General features: G+C 62.8%; 16 protein-coding genes. 8 read left to right on the plus strand and 8 right to left on the minus strand.

All coding sequences use genetic code 11. The annotated features are described in order from the left end of the window. Positions 1-15: 15 nt before the first annotated feature. Positions 16-801: an IclR family transcriptional regulator gene (locus FJ977_RS05975; protein WP_140769409.1), complete on the minus strand. Its 786-nt coding sequence runs from the start codon at positions 799-801 to the stop codon at positions 16-18. Between the two features lie 167 nt (positions 802-968). Here FJ977_RS05975 and FJ977_RS05980 point away from each other — a divergent pair, with 167 nt between their 5' ends. From FJ977_RS05980 to FJ977_RS06015, 8 genes are all read left to right on the plus strand, one after another. After that, on the plus strand, positions 969-2,288 hold the full coding sequence (locus tag FJ977_RS05980) for a sugar ABC transporter substrate-binding protein (protein ID WP_140769411.1): 1,320 nt from the start codon (positions 969-971) through the stop codon (positions 2,286-2,288). Positions 2,289-2,425: 137 nt separating this feature from the next. Continuing rightward, positions 2,426-3,322: a sugar ABC transporter permease gene (locus FJ977_RS05985; protein ID WP_140769413.1), complete on the plus strand. Its 897-nt coding sequence runs from the start codon at positions 2,426-2,428 to the stop codon at positions 3,320-3,322. Next, positions 3,322-4,188 (plus strand): carbohydrate ABC transporter permease, encoded by an 867-nt coding sequence (locus tag FJ977_RS05990; RefSeq protein ID WP_140769415.1) that lies wholly within the window; start codon positions 3,322-3,324, stop codon positions 4,186-4,188. The genes FJ977_RS05985 and FJ977_RS05990 overlap by 1 nt, the downstream gene beginning before the upstream one ends. Positions 4,189-4,192: 4 nt before the next feature. Continuing rightward, complete coding sequence (gene ugpC, locus FJ977_RS05995) at positions 4,193-5,290, plus strand: sn-glycerol-3-phosphate ABC transporter ATP-binding protein UgpC (protein ID WP_140769417.1); 1,098 nt, start codon at positions 4,193-4,195, stop codon at positions 5,288-5,290. A 3-nt stretch (positions 5,291-5,293) separates the two neighbouring features. Beyond that, positions 5,294-6,406 carry a mandelate racemase/muconate lactonizing enzyme family protein gene (locus FJ977_RS06000; RefSeq protein WP_140769419.1) on the plus strand — a complete coding sequence of 371 codons (1,113 nt, stop codon included), beginning with the start codon at positions 5,294-5,296 and terminating at the stop codon, positions 6,404-6,406. A gap of 9 nt (positions 6,407-6,415) precedes the next feature. After that, a complete protein-coding gene (locus FJ977_RS06005; RefSeq protein ID WP_056564736.1) occupies positions 6,416-6,745 on the plus strand; it encodes an L-rhamnose mutarotase in 330 nt (109 codons plus the stop codon). Next, positions 6,738-7,811 (plus strand): Gfo/Idh/MocA family oxidoreductase, encoded by a 1,074-nt coding sequence (locus FJ977_RS06010; RefSeq protein WP_140769421.1) that lies wholly within the window; start codon positions 6,738-6,740, stop codon positions 7,809-7,811. Before FJ977_RS06005 ends, FJ977_RS06010 begins: the two co-directional genes overlap by 8 nt. Continuing rightward, positions 7,808-8,263 (plus strand): MaoC/PaaZ C-terminal domain-containing protein, encoded by a 456-nt coding sequence (locus tag FJ977_RS06015; RefSeq protein ID WP_181179667.1) that lies wholly within the window; start codon positions 7,808-7,810, stop codon positions 8,261-8,263. Before FJ977_RS06010 ends, FJ977_RS06015 begins: the two co-directional genes overlap by 4 nt. A 14-nt stretch (positions 8,264-8,277) precedes the next feature. On the opposite strand, the gene FJ977_RS06020 is transcribed toward FJ977_RS06015, so the two are convergent. From FJ977_RS06020 to phnY, 7 genes are all read right to left on the minus strand, one after another. Beyond that, positions 8,278-9,075, minus strand: a complete 798-nt coding sequence (locus FJ977_RS06020) for an ABC transporter permease subunit (protein ID WP_140769425.1) — start codon at positions 9,073-9,075, stop codon at positions 8,278-8,280. A gap of 2 nt (positions 9,076-9,077) precedes the next feature. After that, positions 9,078-9,935 carry a 2-aminoethylphosphonate ABC transporter permease subunit gene (locus FJ977_RS06025; RefSeq protein WP_140769427.1) on the minus strand — a complete coding sequence of 286 codons (858 nt, stop codon included), beginning with the start codon at positions 9,933-9,935 and terminating at the stop codon, positions 9,078-9,080. After that, entirely contained in the window at positions 9,928-11,040 is a 1,113-nt protein-coding gene (locus FJ977_RS06030; protein WP_246682824.1) for an ATP-binding cassette domain-containing protein, read from the minus strand. The genes FJ977_RS06025 and FJ977_RS06030 overlap by 8 nt, the downstream gene beginning before the upstream one ends. Positions 11,041-11,105: 65 nt before the next feature. Continuing rightward, positions 11,106-12,137: a 2-aminoethylphosphonate ABC transporter substrate-binding protein gene (locus FJ977_RS06035; RefSeq protein ID WP_140769430.1), complete on the minus strand. Its 1,032-nt coding sequence runs from the start codon at positions 12,135-12,137 to the stop codon at positions 11,106-11,108. 255 nt (positions 12,138-12,392) lie between these two features. Continuing rightward, a complete protein-coding gene (locus FJ977_RS06040) occupies positions 12,393-13,403 on the minus strand; it encodes an NAD(P)-dependent oxidoreductase (RefSeq protein WP_140769432.1) in 1,011 nt (336 codons plus the stop codon). A gap of 2 nt (positions 13,404-13,405) precedes the next feature. Further along, complete coding sequence (locus FJ977_RS06045; protein ID WP_140769434.1) at positions 13,406-14,764, minus strand: aspartate aminotransferase family protein; 1,359 nt, start codon at positions 14,762-14,764, stop codon at positions 13,406-13,408. A 72-nt stretch (positions 14,765-14,836) separates the two neighbouring features. Then, a complete protein-coding gene (phnY, locus tag FJ977_RS06050; RefSeq protein WP_140769763.1) occupies positions 14,837-16,294 on the minus strand; it encodes a phosphonoacetaldehyde dehydrogenase in 1,458 nt (485 codons plus the stop codon). Between the last annotated feature and the right edge of the window lie 4 nt (positions 16,295-16,298).

Raw genomic sequence — 16,298 nt, forward strand, 5'->3', positions numbered from 1 at the left:
CATTCAAATAAGAATTCATGCCGATGAGCCGACAGTCGAACCTGCCAGATGCGACAGCTTCTCGCATGTTGCCAGCAGGAGTTCGATGGTCCGTGTAATGTCGGGCGCGGAAGGCGTGTTGATGACGGTGATGTAGGGGATTGACAGGGCGGCGATCGCCTTGCCGTCGGAACTGCGCACCGGTGCCGACAGATTGAAGACGCCGGCGGTCTGCATCGAGGCCATCATCTCGTAGCCACGGTCGCGGATCTGGTCGAGCCGGGTGAAGAACTCGGCCGATTGCGCCGTCTTATCGGTGCTGCGGAGGTGCTCGGAGATCATCATCTGCCGCTCTTCCTGCGAGCGGAAGGCGAGCAGCACATGGCCCGAACCGGTATCGAACAGGCTGATGTGCGAGCCGACCCGGATCGAGATGCCCCAGTAATTCGGCGCCTCTTGCTGGGCGATCACGACGGCGGAACCACGATCGAAAACAACGAGTTGGTTGGCCTGTTGCGACGTCTCGGCCAGTTCGCGCATCAGTGGCGTGGCGTAGGAAACCAGTCGCCGCACCGGGGCATGCAATTGCGCAAGGCCGAACAGTTTGAGCGTCAGCGAGTAGCGGTCGCCGTCCAGCCTTGTGACGTAGCCGCGCCGGACCAGCCGGTCCAGCATGCGGTAGAATTCGTTGGGACTGCGGTCGAGTTTCTTGGCGATTTCCGCCTGCGTCAGGCCGCCATCGACGCCGGCCAACAGCTCCAGGATGTCGAGCCCCTTGTCGAGCGCCGGCGCGCGATAGCGCTCGTCTTCGCTGTCATCCATGGGCATTTCTCCAGTGAATTCTGTCCTTCATATACGCAGGAACGTGGCCGGCGGAAACAAATTTCGCCTTGACGTATGTATGAATGTTTTGTTTGTATATGAATGTAGCACTTCTTGTCACGCGGACAAGTTGCGGTCGCGCCACGGCGCACCCAGGGAGGAAACCAATGAACAGACTGCTTTCCGGCGTCTCCGCCGGCGCATTGGTGCTTGCATTTGGTGCAGGCACGGCCCTTGCCGGCGACCTGCCCGGCAAGTTCGAAGGCGTGACCGTCGACGTGAAGCTGATCGGCGGCCAGCAATATGAAAAGCTCTATGAGCGCATTCCCGAATGGGAGAAGGCGACCGGCGCCAAGGTCAACATCCTGACCAAGAAGAACGGCTTCGACATTGACAAGGAGCTCAAGTCCGACATCGCCTCGGGCAGCACCAACTGGTGCGTCGGCTGGAACCATTCGTCCTTCGCGCCGCAGTATACGGGCCTCTACACCGACCTCAGCAAATTGCTGCCCAAGGCGGAGATCGACGCCTTCGTGCCGTCAACGATCAAGGCCGCGACCATCGACGGAAAGCTGGAAATGCTGCCGCGCGCCCAGTTCGACGTCTCTGCCCTCTACTACCAGAAGAGCCTCTATGAGAACGCCGACAACAAGGCCAAGTTCAAGGCCAAATACGGCTATGACCTGGTGCCGCCGGACACATGGAAGGAAGTCACCGACCAGGCCGAGTTCTTCGCCAACCCGCCCAATTTCTACGGCACGCAGTTCGCCGGCAAGGAAGAAGCCATCAACGGCCGTTTCTACGAGATGGTGGTCGCCGAGGGCGGCGAATATCTCGACAAGGACGGCAAGCCTGTCTTCAACTCCGAGGCTGGCATCCGGGCGCTCGACTGGTTCGTCAACCTCTACAAGGCCAAGGCCGTGCCGGCCGGCACCACCAACTATCTCTGGGACGATCTCGGCCAGGGCTTTGCCTCGGGCACGGTGGCGATCAACCTCGACTGGCCGGGCTGGGCCGGGTTCTTCAACGATCCGAAATCGTCGAAGGTCGCCGGCAATGTCGGCGTGAAGGTCGCGCCGAAAGGGTCTTCCGGCAAGCGCACCGGCTGGTCGGGTTTCCACGGTTTCTCCGTCACGGAAAACTGCCCGAACAAGGAAGCCGCGGCTTCGCTGGTCTGGTGGCTGACCAATGAGGACAGCCAGAAGCTGGAAGCCGCCGCGGGCCCGCTGCCGACCCGCACGGCGGTCTGGGACTGGGACCTGAAGCAGGCCGAAAACGACCCTTACAAGAAGGAGGTTCTCTCAGCCTTCCAGGAAGAAGCCAAGCACGCCTTCGCCGTGCCGCAGACACCTGAATGGATCGAGATCTCGAATGCCGTCTATCCCGAACTGCAGGCGGCGATCCTTGGCGACAAGACCTCCAAGCAGGCACTGGACGAAGCGGCCGCCAAGGCGACGCAGATCCTCCAGGACGCCGGCAAGCTCTAGAACCGTCTCCCAAGGCTGCCTCCCCCATCGTGATGGGGGAGGCGATCGCGTCTTGTCGGTGCGGACCCTAACCTTATCCCAGCTAGGGCTCGACGAACGGGCGGCTGACACTTGGATGCAAACCCCACAGGATTCTGATGAAGGGCTTCAAGCCATCGGCGCCGTTCCTGCTGCTGCTTCCAGCCTTCATCGTGCTGGCGGCGGTCGTCGTCGTGCCGCTGCTCTTGTCGCTGTATTCCAGCTTCACACCCTTCCGTCTGACCAAGCCCGAGACATTCTATGTCTTCATCGGCCTCCGGAATTATCTCTCGATCCTGGCCAACACCGATTTCTGGTGGGCATTCGGGCGCACGGTGCTGCTGCTGACCATCGCGCTCAATCTCGAAATGCTGCTAGGCCTCGGCCTCGCCATGCTGGTCGAGAAGGCGACGCGAGGCCAGCGCATCCTGCGCACGCTGATGATGTTTCCGATGATGTTCTCGCCGATCCTCGTCGGCTTCCAGTTCAAGTTCATGTTCAACGACAATATCGGCCTGGTGAACAACGCCCTGCAGTCGCTCGGTATCACGCAGGATGCCATACCGTGGCTGATAGAAGGCCATCTCGCCTTCATCGCCATTTCGATCGCCGAGATCTGGTCGTCCACCGCGATCTTCGCCATCCTGATCCTCGCCGGCCTGCTCGCCATGCCCAAGGAGCCGATCGAGGCGGCGCGCGTCGACGGCTGCACGCCGTGGCAGACATTCCGGTATGTGACTTGGCCGTTCGTCATGCCCTTCGCCTACATCGCCATGACCATCCGCTCGCTCGACGTGGCGCGTGCCTATGACATCGTCAAGATCATGACCGACGGCGGCCCGGCTGGCCGCACTGAACTGCTCTGGACCCTGGTGGCGCGCACCGCCTACAGCGATGGACGCATGGGCATGGCCAATGCCATGGCCTATTTCTCGATCCTGCTGTCGATCGCTTTCACCGTCTACTTCTTCAACAAGCTCGCCGCGGCGCGCACGCAGATCGGTGCGGAGTGGTGATGGACGAGAATTCTTCCGCCCGCCTGAAGCGCCGGCTGCTGGGTGTCGTCTATCGCATCGGCCTGTTCCTGGCGATGTTGACCATCTGCCTGCCGGGCCTGTGGATCGTCATCTCGTCGCTGCGGCCGACGGTCGAGATCATGGCCAAGCCGCCTGTGTGGATCCCGCAGGAAGTCTCATTCGACGCCTATGTCGCGATGTTCTCAGGCATCGGCAAGGGCGGCATCCCCGTCATCGAATATTTCCGCAACTCGCTGATCATCTCGGTGACTTCGACTGTCATCGCGGTCGCCATCGGCATGGCCGGCGGCTATGCCTTCGCGCGCTATCGTTTTCGCGGAAAGTCCAGCGTCTTCCTCGGCCTGATGCTGACGCGCACGGTGCCCGGCATCGCGCTGTCGCTGCCGCTGTTCTTCCTCTATGTGCGGCTCGGCATCATCGACACGCATTTCGGGCTGATCCTTGCCTATGTCGCGCTCAACGTGCCGTTCACCATCTGGCTGATCGACGGCTTCTTCCGCCAGGTGCCGAAAGACCTCGCCGAAGCAGCACAGATCGACGGCTGCACGCGCTGGCAGGCGTTCTGGCAGGTCGAGTTCCCTCTCGCGGGGCCGGGCATCGCATCCGCCGCCATCTTTGCCTTCCTGACCTGCTGGAACGAGTTTGCCTTGGCCTCGCAGCTGACCCGTTCGGTCAGCGCCAAGACGCTGCCGGTCGGCCTGCTCGACTACACGGCCGAGTTCACCATCGACTGGCGCGGCATGTGCGCGCTCGCGGTGGTGATGATCATCCCGGCGCTTACCCTCACCTACATCGTCCAGAAACACCTTGTCGGCGGCCTGACTTCCGGCGCGGTGAAAGGCTGATCCCATGGCAACGGTTTCCCTCAAAAAACTGACCAAGCGCTACGGCAATATCGAGATCGTGCACGGCATCAATCTCGATATCACCGACCGCGAATTCATCGCGCTGGTCGGCCCGTCCGGCTGCGGCAAGTCGACGACGCTGCGCATGATCGCCGGACTGGAGGAAATCAGCGCCGGCTCGATCGAGATCGGCGGACGCATCGTCAACGATCTGCCGCCGCGCTCGCGCAACATCTCGATGGTGTTCCAGTCCTACGCGCTCTATCCGCACATGACGGTGCGCGAGAATCTCGGCTTCTCCCTGAAGATCGCCGGTGCCGCCAAGGAAGAGATGGACCGCCGCGTTGCCGAGGCCTCGGCCATCCTCGGCCTCGACACGCTGCTTGACCGCCGACCGTCGCAACTGTCCGGCGGGCAGCGACAGCGGGTCGCCATGGGCCGCGCCATCGTGCGCGACCCCGACGTCTTCCTGTTCGACGAGCCGCTTTCCAATCTCGACGCCAAGCTCAGAACGCAGATGCGCACCGAGATCAAGAAGCTGCATGCCAAGGTACAGTCGACGGTGATCTACGTCACCCACGACCAAGTCGAGGCGATGACGCTGGCCGACCGCATTGTCATCATGCGCGACGGATACATCGAACAGGTCGGCACGCCGGACGAGGTTTTCCGGCGACCGGCGACACGCTTCGTCGCCGGCTTCATCGGCTCGCCGCCGATGAACCTGCACGAGGCGACGATCGATGACGGCCAGATGGTGTTCGCCAGTGGCGAGAAACTGCCTTTGCCCGGCCAGTTCAAGGCCAATGTCGCGACCGGCGACAAAGTGGTGTTCGGGCTGCGGCCGGACGACATCTATCCGACCGGCCACGGCATCAGCTCCGGCGGTGAGGCAGATGTCCACCAGATCGAATTGCCGATCACAGTCACCGAACCGCTCGGCAACGAGACGCTGGTGTTCGTCGAATTCAACCGCGAAGACTGGGTGTCGCGCATGCTGAACCCGAGGCCGCTCAAGTCGGGCGAGCGGGTCGCCATGAGCCTTGACCTGTCGCAGGCACATCTGTTTGCCACTGAGACCGGAAAGACATTGCGGAGCTGACCGATGGCTAGAATCGAGAAAATCGAACTGCGGATGGTAGACCTTGTGCCCAAGGTCAAGCGTACCGACGCGATCCAGAGCTTCGTCAGCCAGGAAACGCCGATCGTCACGATCACCGATTCCGACGGCGCGGTCGGCACCGGCTACAGCTACACGATCGGCACCGGCGGTTCGTCGGTGATGCGGCTCTTGTCCGATCATCTGGCGCCGCGTCTGATCGGTCGTGACCCTGACATGATCGAGGCGATCTGGCACGATCTCGAATTCGCCACGCACGCCACCACGATCGGCGCGATCACGGCGATCGCCATCGCGGCGATCGATACGGCGCTTTGGGATCTCAGGGCGAAGAAACAGAACCTGCCGCTGTGGAAACTGGCCGGCGGCGCCAAGGACCGCTGCCCGCTCTACACCACCGAGGGCGGCTGGCTGCACATCGAGACGGCCGCACTTGTCGACGATGCACTGGCCGCCAAGGCCAAGGGCTTTCGCGGGTCGAAGGTGAAGATCGGCAAGCCGCACGGATCGGAGGATCTGGCGCGCCTGTCGGCGGTGCGTAAGGCTGTCGGCGACGGCTACGAGATCATGACCGATGCCAACCAGGGTTTTTCTGTCGACGAGGCGATCCGGCGTGCGGCCAGGCTGCGCGAACTCGACCTTGCCTGGATCGAGGAGCCGCTGCCGTCCGACGACATTGACGGGCACGTGCGGTTGTCGAATTCGACGCCGACGCCGATCGCCATTGGCGAGTCGCTCTACTCCATGCGCCATTTCCGCGAATACATGCAGAAAGGCGCCTGCTCGATCGTCCAGGTCGATGTCGGCCGCATCGGCGGCATCACGCCCTGGCTCAAGATCGCCCACGCGGCGGAAGCCTTCGACATTCCGGTCTGCCCACATTTCCTCATGGAACTGCATGTCAGCCTGACCTGCGCTGTTCAGAACGGCCGATATGTCGAGTACATTCCGCAGCTCGACCAGTTGACCGGCAAGCATATGCGCATCGAGGATGGGCATGCACTGGCGCCCGACGAGCCCGGCATCGGCGTCGATTGGGACTGGGACGCGGTCAAGGCCATGAGCATCGCCGAGTTCACCACGGCGATCACCAAATAGGAGACGGATATGCAGCGGATGGGGATGGTGCTGGGGTTGAAACCGGAAAAGGTCGAGGAGTATGTCCGCCTCCACGCCGCCGTCTGGCCCGACGTGCTGACCATGATCTCGGCCTGCAACATCAAGAATTATTCGATCTACCTGAAGCGGCCGGAGAATCTCTTGTTTTCCTATTTCGAGTATCACGGCACCGACTACGCGGCCGACATGGCCAAGATGGCAGCCGACCCGAAGACGCAGGAATGGTGGGCGGTCTGCATGCCGTGCCAGGAGCCGCTGGCGACCCGCAAGGAGGGCGAATGGTGGGCATCGATGGACGAGGTCTTCCATCATGACTGAGGTCGGTTTCGACCCTGCCTCGCTCATCCAGTCCTGGCCCAAACCCTCGAAGCCCCGGCCGATCGTCACTTTCGGTGCAGGTTCGATCGTCGGAGATGCGCATTTCCCGGCCTACAGAAAGGCAGGCTTTCCGGTCGCCGGACTTTATGATCCGGACCAGACAAAGGCGCGGACCCTGGCCGAGAAATGGGGTGTCACCGCATTCCGCTCGGTGGAAGAAGCGGCCACCGAGGATGCGATCTTCGATCTGGCGACGCCGCCGGGACGGCACGCCGAGATCCTGAAGGCCCTGCCTGACGGTGCGGTCGCATTGATCCAGAAGCCGATGGGCAACTATCTCGGCGAGGCAACCGAAATCCTCGAAATCTGCCGCGCCAAGGATCTCAAAGCGGCCGTGAACTTTCAGCTGCGCTTCGCGCCGATGATGCTGGCGCTCAAGGATGCGATCGCCAAGGGCTGGCTCGGCGAGGTCGTCGATTTCGACGCCTGGCTGGCGCTGGCGACGCCGTGGCAATTGTGGGAGTTCCTGCTCAAGGCGCCGCGCGTCGAGATCGCCATGCACTCGATCCATTATCTCGACCTGATCCGGCAGTTGCTTGGCGATCCGAGTGGCGTCCACGCCAAGACGCTCGGCCATCCCAACCACAAGGTGGCGCAGACGCGCACCAGCGCCATTCTCGACTATGGCGAGACAGTGCGTTGCGCCCTGTCGATCAATCACGACCATAAATTCGGCCGCCGGCACCAGGCCTGCGAATTCCGCATCTGCGGTACCGAAGGTGCGGCCTACCTCAAGCTCGGCCTCAATCTCGATTATCCCACTGGCGAGCCGGATATCCTGGAAATCCATCCGAAGGGCGGAACGGACTGGGTTACCGTACCGCTTGCCGGTGAATGGTTCCCCGACGCCTTCGTCGGGCGCATGGCCAATGTGCAGCGCTTTGCGGCCGGAGAAGACGACGAACTGGTAAGCTCGGTTGAGGACGCCTGGAACACCATGGCGCTGGTGGAGGCCGCCTATAAATCGAGCGCGTCGCCGGCGACGCCGATCGCGGAAAGACCCTGATGGAACAGATTCAGTATTTCGAGGATTACGAGATCGGCTCGTCACGCCTGACCAGCGGCCGCACCATCACCGAGACGGATTTCATCGTCCATGCCGGCCACACGGGCGACTTCTTCCCCCATCACATGGACGCCGAATACATGAAGACGACGCCATTCGGCCAGCGCATCGCGCATGGCACGCTGGTGTTCTCGGTCGGCATCGGCCTGACGGCAGCCATCGTCAACCCGGTCGCCTTCTCCTATGGCTATGACCGGCTGCGCTTCATCAAGCCGGTGTTCATCGGCGACACGATCAAAACCCGCACGACGATCACAGCCCGGGAAGACGATCCCAAGCGGCCGGGTTCGGGACGGGTGATCGAGCGCTGCGAGGTGGTCAACCAGCGCGGCGAAGTGGTGCTGGCGGCCGACCACATCTACATCGTCGAACGCAAGCCGGCGCAGAGCTGAAGCTTAGGCAATCCTCAAGAACCGGTGGCGCGTGCAGTGATGCGCTCGAGACCAAGCAGCAGAACCAGCGTCGCCGCCACCAGGATCATGGTGAGCGCTGCTCCGGCAAAAATATCGCCGCGATCAGTGAGGCTGAAGATCGACACCGGCAGCGTCACCCAGCCCGGGGGATAGACCATGACGGTGGCGCCGAGTTCGCCCATCGACAGCGCGAAGCTCAAGCCGAAGGCAGCGACCAGATAGGGTGCGAGCAGTGGCAGCGTGACGCGCCAGAGCCGGTAGGCCGGCCGCGCGCCGAGGCTTGATGCCACTTGTTCGAAGTCGGGCGAAAGCCGTGCCAGCCCGGCCGAGACATTGCCGAAGGTGAAGGCTGAGATCAGGACGAAATGCGCGATCATGACGATCGCCACCGTGCCGTTGAGCAGCAGCGGCGGATGGCTGAACGCAACCAGCAGGCCAAGGCCGACCGACACAGAAGGCACCGCACTGGGAATGAAGAACAGCAGGCCGAGCAGGCGCTTCAAGGCGTGCCCCTGAAGGCGAAGCGAAAGGGCCGCCCAGGTACCGCTGACCAATGCAAGCGCACTGGCCAGGAAGCCGGTGATCAGACTGGCCTTGACCGAGTTCCAGGCCGACCCTTTGACCACATCGGTGTAATGCTCCGTCGTCAGGCCATTGGGCAGCACGCCGTTCCACTGGTCGGCAAGGCTAGACAGAAGGATGACAGCCAGCGGCGCCAGGAACAGCACGCCGAAGATCAGCGCAAAAAGCAACCACAGCACGATGCGAGCAGGGCGTGACCAGACCAGCATGGCTAGACCCCCAACCGGCCGGCGGCGAAACGGTAGAGGCCGAACAGGCCGAGCGACAGCGCGATGTTGACCACTGCGATGATGCAGGCCACCTGATAGGCCGATTCCTGGATCGCCTTGCCATAAATCAGCAGCGGCAGCGTGATGACGCCCTTGGCGCCGATGAACAGCACGATGCCGAACTCGTTGACGGTCAACAGCAGGCAGAGACTCCCGCCGGCTATGAGCGCGGGCACCGCCGCCGGAAGGATCACCTGGCGCACGATGCGGAACGGCCTGGCGCCGAGCACGCTTGCCGCTTCGATCTGGCCCTGGTCGACGAGCGAAAAGGCAGCGAGCAGCGGCCGCAGGATGAAGGGCGTGTAGACCGTGACTTCGGCCAGCACCACGCCCCATGTCGAATAGAGGAAATCGACGGGGGGCAGCGGCAGCGAGAAGGCCTCCATCAGCCCGGTGTTGAGCATGCCGGCGGAGCCGTAGAGGAAGGTGAAGGCGAGCGTCACAAGGAAGGTCGGCAGCGCGATGAAGGTGTCGATCAGCCGGGCGATGAAACCGCTGCCGGGGAACGGCACAAAGGCCAGGATCAGCGCCAGCACGAGGCCGACGATCAAGCATCCGGCCGTCGCCGCTACCGAGATCGTCACTGTGTTGATCAGCGCGTTGAGGAAGAAGCGCGAATGCAGTACGCGAAAAATCTCGGCGGCATTGGCAACACCACTGTCGTCAAGGAAAGCCTGCCGGGCAATGAGCGCCAGTGGATAGAAGAACAGCAGCGCCAGCAGAGCCGCCGGTGGCACGATCCAGAATTTGCCGGGTTCCCGCCTGATCGCCGGCGCGTCAAGGGCGATCGCCTCAGACACCGGCGTCTTCCGGCAGGAGCGAAGTGTCGGCAGGGGAGAAGAACAGCGGCACCTGGGCGCCGGGTTTGGGCAAGGCGATCGGCAGCTTCGTCGCCGAGACGCGAACCGGCGTGCCCTCGACATCGAGTACAAGATGAGTGAGTTCGCCCTGCCAGTGCACTTCCCTCAACGTGCCGACGATGCGGTTGGTGTGCTCTGCGTCGGCCGTCAGGCTGAGATGCTGCGGCCTGATGCAGAGCAAGCTCTTGTCGCCGGCCTTCTCGTCGCGACCGGCGCCTGTGAGTACCGCATCGCCATGCCTTGCCGTGGCAAAGCCCTTCGACCCAACGCCCTCGGCGACCGTCACCGGCAGGAGATTGGCGCGGCCGAGGAACTCGGCGGTGAACCGGTTCGGCGGGCGGCGGTAGAGTTCCGTCGTCGGTCCGTGCGAACAGACCCTGCCGTCACGCATGATGGCGATCTTGTCGGCGAGCGTCAGCGCCTCGGTCTGGTCGTGAGTGACGTAGAGGATGGTCAGGCCCGGCAGGCTGCGGTGCAGGCGAGCGATCTCCTCGACCATGTTGCGGCGGATCTGTGCGTCGAGCGCCGACAGAGGCTCGTCGAGCAGCAGCACACGCGGGCGCACAGCCAAGGCGCGGGCAATCGCGACGCGCTGCTGCTGGCCGCCCGAAAGCTCGCGCGGATAACGCCGGGCAAAAGTCGCCATGCCGACGGTGCCGAGCGCATCCCTGACCCGCTCCGCGATCAGCGCCTTGTCAGCGCCTTGAGCCCGCAGGCCAAAGGCAACGTTGTCTTCCACCCGCATATGCGGAAACAGCGCATAGTTCTGCACCACCATGCCGAGCCCTCGCTCGTAAGGCGGCAGATCGGTCACGTCTGTCGCGCCGATGCGGATGCGGCCACTTGCCGGCCGCACGAAACCTGCGACGGCCCGCAAGGCGGTGGTCTTGCCGGAACCGGACGGGCCGATCATCGCCAGGATTTCACCGGGCGCGATATCCAGGGTCAGCGGATGCAGGACGACATGCGCGCCATAGGCGACGCTGACCTTGTCGAAGTGGACATTGGAGCCGGCGCCGCGAATTTTCGCGGCGTCGATGTCCATGACACTGGTCCCAGTAAAGGCGGCGGCCGACATGGCTTGGTCCTCCGGATCTCTGCCCTCGGGTGTCAGCTTCCGGTCGCCTCGTTCCACTTCTTGACGTAGTCGGGAAGCTTGCTCAGCGCCTCGTCCCAATTCGGCGACCAGATGGTGACGCCCTTCATCGCCTCCTGCGCCTTCGCGAAATTGGCGTCATCCGGCTTCACGTCCTTGCGGGCCGGTAGGCCGAGCGCCACCGAGCTCACTGTCGACTGGGCTTCCTTGGAGAGCAGGAAGTCGATCAGCTTCTTGCCGTTGTCGGCATTGGGTGCGCCGGTGACCAGACCAATTTCATAAGGCAGCGCAAAGGTGGAGCGGGTGCCATCCGGGCCAGCGGGCCAGAACACCTTGATGTTGGGATTGTCGGCCATCTGCGACATGTTCATCTGCAGATCGCCATTGGCGACATGCAGTTCGCCCTTGTTGACCAGCGCGGTCAGCTTGCCGGTCGACGCGGACGGACCGACATTGTTGTCCTGCAGCTTCTTCATGAACTCGAAGCCGGCATCCTCGCCGCCGAAAGCATGGATGATCTGCAGCATGACGGCGGTGCCGTCGCCGGCCTGGCCGGGGGTCGAATACTGGATCTTGCCTTTGAACTTCGGGTCGAGCAGATCGTTGTAGCTCTTGGGCGCTTCCGACAGCACGGCGCTGTTGTAGATGAAGTTCATGTAGTTGTTCACCAGCGGCCGGTACTTGTCGGCGCCGCCGTCGATCTGGTCGGCGCCTGCCGGCTTGTAGTCCTGCAGCAGGCCGTCGGCGGCGGCGCGCTGGACGAAGGGGGGCAAGGTCACCAGCACGTCGGCCTGCGGGTTCGATTTTTCCTTGGCGACACGCTCGACGACACCGCCGGAGCCGGCCTCGATATACTGCACGGTGATGCCGGTCGCCTTGGTGAAGGCGGCGAATTCGGTCTCGTACCAGCTGCCATTGCCGTCATGCAGGCCGTCGGCGGAATAGATGGTGACGACGCCGCCGGCGAATGCCGGTCCGACGAGAGCCGACGACGTCAGGAGCGACGCGGCGAAAGCCATGGCGATGGTTGCATTGCGCGATTTCATGGATCAGTTCCCCTGTGATTGTTGGCACATTCTTCGATGCACTAGGACCAATCGGCTTCGGATCTCTGGCGGACGTTGAGCCGACTGGATGTCGTCGTTGTGACAACTCTGAGGATTGGGGATCGATAAGTAAAATCTATTTATTTTATGACAGACAAGCTTCTACTGATATTTGTCATGGAACTGTCGCATCCCTGTCTTGGGCGCGACCGCGGTTGCGCGGGAGGCATCTATCTATTTGAAAAACAAGACCTATCAGGTGAACGAAACGCGCGATGTCTGCACCCGCAAACGCGGATCATGTGAGCGGATGGTCACCGGCCGACCTTCGAGGATCTCGAAGCAGCGCGCGAGCGTGTCGTCTTCGAGCCGCCGCATCGCCTCATGCGTGAAGAAGGTAAGATGCGGAAACAGGATCACATTGTCGCGATCGAACAGGGCGCTCATCGGATGGCCTGACCTGGCCAATGGCTCGACCGAATAGACGTCGAGCGCGGCGCCGCCGATGCTGCCGGCAACGATCGCCTCGACAAGCGCCGCCTCGTCGATCAGTGCGCCGCGCGAGACGTTGATGATGATTGCGGAGGCCTTCAGGCAAGCGAGTTCGGCCTTGCCGATCAGGCCGCGCGTCTTGTCGTTGAGCACGCAATGAAGGGAAACGAAGTCGCAGGCGCGCAGCATGGCCTGGAGGTCGTCGACCTTCTCGATGCCGGCAGCGTGCATCGTCGTGGCATCGACACCGGGATCGAAGCCGAGAACCCGGGCATGAAACCCTTGACCCGCCATGCGCGCCATGCTGCGGCCGATCTTGCCGCAGCCGACGAGCCCCAGCGTGGCGCCGGACACGTCTCGGCCGAGCCAGCGCTGCTCGGGCCAGACCCAGCCGTCACGCGATACCGCCGCAGTGATCGCCGGCAAGCGCTTGGCAAGCGCGATCATCAGGGCGAAAGCGCCCTCGGCCACGGTTTCCTCGGCATATTCGGGCACATTGACGACGGGAATGCCACGCCGCATCGCGGCAGGGATGTCGATCGCATCGATGCCGACGCCGTATTTGACGATGCCCTTCAATTTCGGCGCTGCGTCGATCACCGGCGCGGTGACGGGTGTGTAGCACATGAGAAGGAGATCGGCGTCGGTAACGGCGTGGATCAAGTCCGCCTCGGCAATGCCGTCCGGCAGCGTCACCAGTTCGACGCCGCTTGCCCGCAAGCCGGCATCGATGCCTGGGCATTCGAGTTCCCGGTCGGTGCGAACGGCCTTCATGGTCAGGCCGCAAGCACGGCGCGCTCGACGATGTCGAGCGCGCGGTCGAGATCGGCTTTCGAGATGACCAACGGCGGCGACAGCGTCAGCACATTGCCATGGCTGATCTTGAAGCTCAGGCCCTGCTCCAGGCAGGCGTAGAAGACGCGTTCGGCAAGGTCGCGTGCCGGCTGCCGCGTAGCGCGGTCCTCGACCAGTTCGACACCCACCATCAGCCCCCTGCCCCTGACGTCACCGACTTCAGTCGAACGCGCCATCAGGTCCTGCATGCGTCCAAGCATATGCCGGCCGAGTTCGGCCGACCGTTCGACCAGCCCCTCTTCGAGGATGATGTCAATGGTGGTCAGCGCGGCACGCGTCGTCACCGGATTCTTTTCATGGGTGTAGTGACCGATGGCAAAGCCGCCGGTGACATCGAGGTCGCGGCGGGCGATGACGGCGGCGATCGGCAGGATGCCGCCGCCGAGCGACTTGCCGAGAACGACGATGTCAGGTGTCACGCCGTCATGCTCATGGGCGAAAAACTTACCTGTCTTGCCGAGACCAGTCGGAATTTCGTCGAAGATCAGCAGCGTGCCGTGCCGGTCGCAAGCCTCGCGCACGCGCTTCCAGAAGCCGGGCGGCGGCGGGTTGGGTGTCGCCCGCATCGGTTCGGCGACGACCGCCGCCACATCCTGCTCGCGGCCAAGCACATAGGCGATCATGTTGGCGCAGGCGAGCCCGGACGCTTCAAGGGAATCGTGGCCGTACGGGCAGCGATAGCCGTCCCATGGCGCGACATGCTCGGTACCGGTCATCATCGGGCCTGATATGTGCGAGCGGAAGGTCGCCTCGCCGCCAACACTTGCCGCGCCGAAGCCGGCACCATGAAACGCATCCCAGAACGACACTGTCTTGAAGCGACCGGTTGCCGCTCGCGCGATCTTCAGCGCCACCTCGATGGCGTCGGAGCCGCCTGTCGTGAACAGCACCTTGCCTAGATCGCCGGGCGCCAGTGCCGCCAGTTTCTCCGCCAGTTCGACAGCGGGCTCGCAGGTGAAGCGGCGCGGCGCGAAACAGAGCTCATCGAGCTGCTTCTTGATCGCTGCCACCAGCCTGGGATGAGCGTAACCGAGGTGATGCACGCTGTTGCCGTGGAAATCCATGAAACGACGGCCGGCAGTGTCCTCGATCCAGATGCCTTCCGCCCTGGCGATCGTCGACAGACAGGGGCTGGAGAGGCTCTGATGCATAAAGGCGGCCGCGTCGCGATCGAGCAGACCGCGGATGCGAGGATCGTCCTGGCCGGCGTCCCAGCGGCCGCGTGCCGCCGTGGTGTTTGAATCGCCCTCGGTATGCACAAGCTCTGATATTGCGGCCATCATCGTCTCCGAAACGCGAATGAGGGAGCGTGGAACGCCCCCTCGATTATTCTGCCAGTCGACGCTGCCCGGTCACGACCAGGGCAGCGAGAATGTCTTCACATTGGTGTAGCTCTTCATCGCTTCGATGACGCCTTCCTTGTAGCCGTTGCCCGAATCCTTGATGCCGCCGAAGGGCGACATCTCGATGCGGTAGCCCGGCACTTCCCAGATGTTGACCGTGCCAACCTGCAGGCCCGCAATGTATTTCTGCATGCGCGGAAAGGAGTTGGTGCAGACACCCGACGACAGGCCGAAGGCGGTCGAGTTGGAGAGTGCTATCAGCGCCTCGTCATCGTCCGGCGCGCGCACGATCGGGATGATCGGCCCGAACGTTTCTTCCATCACCAGTTCGGACGTATGCGGCACGCGATCGACGACGATCGGCGGCAGCAGCGCACCCTGCCTGCCCGGATTGTAGAGAATTTCGGCGCCTTGCTCCGCGGCCATGTGGACACGGGTTTCAAACAATGCCGCGGCCTTCTCGTGCACGACGGTGCCGAGATCGGTCGAGCGGTCCATCGGATCGCCGAAGCGGATCTTTTTCGCCCGCTCCAAAACCAACGGGACGAAACGGTCGGCGACGCTTTCCTGGACAAGGATGCGCTTGACCGCCGTGCAGCGTTGGCCGGAGTTTTTCGTTGCACCGGCCACCGCGAGATAGGCCGCCTTGGCGAGATCGTCATCGGAGAGATCGTTGAGGATGATCAGCGGATCGTTGCCGCCGAGTTCCAGCACCTGGCGTTTATAGCCGGCGGTACGGGCGATCATCTTGCCGACCGGCACGCCGCCGGTAAAGGTGATGAGATCGATGTTCTCGTTGGTGATCATCTCGTTGCCGATATCGGCCGGCCAGCCGGTCACCACCGACAGCATTTCCGGCGGCAGTCCGGCTTCGTAGAGAATGTCGGCCAGAAGCAGCGCCGTCATCGGTGTCAATTCGGTCGGCTTCACCACCACGCAATTGTTGGTGACGATCGCCGGCGCCACCTTGTGCGAGACCATGTTGAGCGGATGGTTGAAGGGCGTAATCGCCGAAATCGCCTTCAGCGGCTCGCGGGTGGTGAAGATCTTGCGCGCCTTACCGTGCGGGGTGAGGTCGCAGGAGAAGATCTGGCCGTCATCCTGGATGCACATCTGCGCCGACAGCGTGAACACGTCATAGGCACGACCGACCTCATAGAGCGAGTCGGTCTTGGAGATGCCGAGTTCGAGCGTGATGAGATCGGAGATCTCTTCGCGGCGCGACGCCAGCGCTTCAGCGGTGCGAAACAGGATCTGCTGGCGCTCGTAGCGCGTCAGTTTCGACTTGTAGCCAGCGGCGATCCCGAAGGCTTTTCGCGCATGCTCGGCGCGACCGGCTGGCACGGTGCCAATGACTGCGTTGGTGTAGGGGTAGTGAACCGGGACGACGTCATCGGCGTCGACCTTGTGACCCGCTATGCGCATCGGCTCGTGGCGAACTTTGATTGAGGTGTCGAGCTTGGTCATTTCG

The sequence above is a fragment of the Mesorhizobium sp. B2-1-3A genome (assembly GCF_006442655.1).
Classification (GTDB): domain Bacteria; phylum Pseudomonadota; class Alphaproteobacteria; order Rhizobiales; family Rhizobiaceae; genus Mesorhizobium.

Excerpts from the sequence above, each read along its gene's own strand:
- FJ977_RS06010 (WP_140769421.1), top strand. The coding sequence starts at position 6,738 with ATGACTGAGGTCGGTTTCGACCCTGCCTCGCTCATCCAGTCCTGGCCC.
- FJ977_RS06020 (WP_140769425.1), bottom strand. The coding sequence starts at position 9,075 with ATGCTGGTCTGGTCACGCCCTGCTCGCATCGTGCTGTGGTTGCTTTTT.
- FJ977_RS06005 (WP_056564736.1), top strand. The coding sequence starts at position 6,416 with ATGCAGCGGATGGGGATGGTGCTGGGGTTGAAACCGGAAAAGGTCGAG.
- FJ977_RS06035 (WP_140769430.1), bottom strand. The coding sequence starts at position 12,137 with ATGAAATCGCGCAATGCAACCATCGCCATGGCTTTCGCCGCGTCGCTC.
- FJ977_RS05975 (WP_140769409.1), bottom strand. The coding sequence starts at position 801 with ATGGATGACAGCGAAGACGAGCGCTATCGCGCGCCGGCGCTCGACAAG.
- FJ977_RS05990 (WP_140769415.1), top strand. The coding sequence starts at position 3,322 with ATGGACGAGAATTCTTCCGCCCGCCTGAAGCGCCGGCTGCTGGGTGTC.
- FJ977_RS06030 (WP_246682824.1), bottom strand. The coding sequence starts at position 11,040 with ATGGACATCGACGCCGCGAAAATTCGCGGCGCCGGCTCCAATGTCCAC.
- FJ977_RS05985 (WP_140769413.1), top strand. The coding sequence starts at position 2,426 with ATGAAGGGCTTCAAGCCATCGGCGCCGTTCCTGCTGCTGCTTCCAGCC.
- FJ977_RS06045 (WP_140769434.1), bottom strand. The coding sequence starts at position 14,764 with ATGGCCGCAATATCAGAGCTTGTGCATACCGAGGGCGATTCAAACACC.
- ugpC (WP_140769417.1), top strand. The coding sequence starts at position 4,193 with ATGGCAACGGTTTCCCTCAAAAAACTGACCAAGCGCTACGGCAATATC.
- FJ977_RS06000 (WP_140769419.1), top strand. The coding sequence starts at position 5,294 with ATGGCTAGAATCGAGAAAATCGAACTGCGGATGGTAGACCTTGTGCCC.
- phnY (WP_140769763.1), bottom strand. The coding sequence starts at position 16,294 with ATGACCAAGCTCGACACCTCAATCAAAGTTCGCCACGAGCCGATGCGC.
- FJ977_RS06040 (WP_140769432.1), bottom strand. The coding sequence starts at position 13,403 with ATGAAGGCCGTTCGCACCGACCGGGAACTCGAATGCCCAGGCATCGAT.
- FJ977_RS05980 (WP_140769411.1), top strand. The coding sequence starts at position 969 with ATGAACAGACTGCTTTCCGGCGTCTCCGCCGGCGCATTGGTGCTTGCA.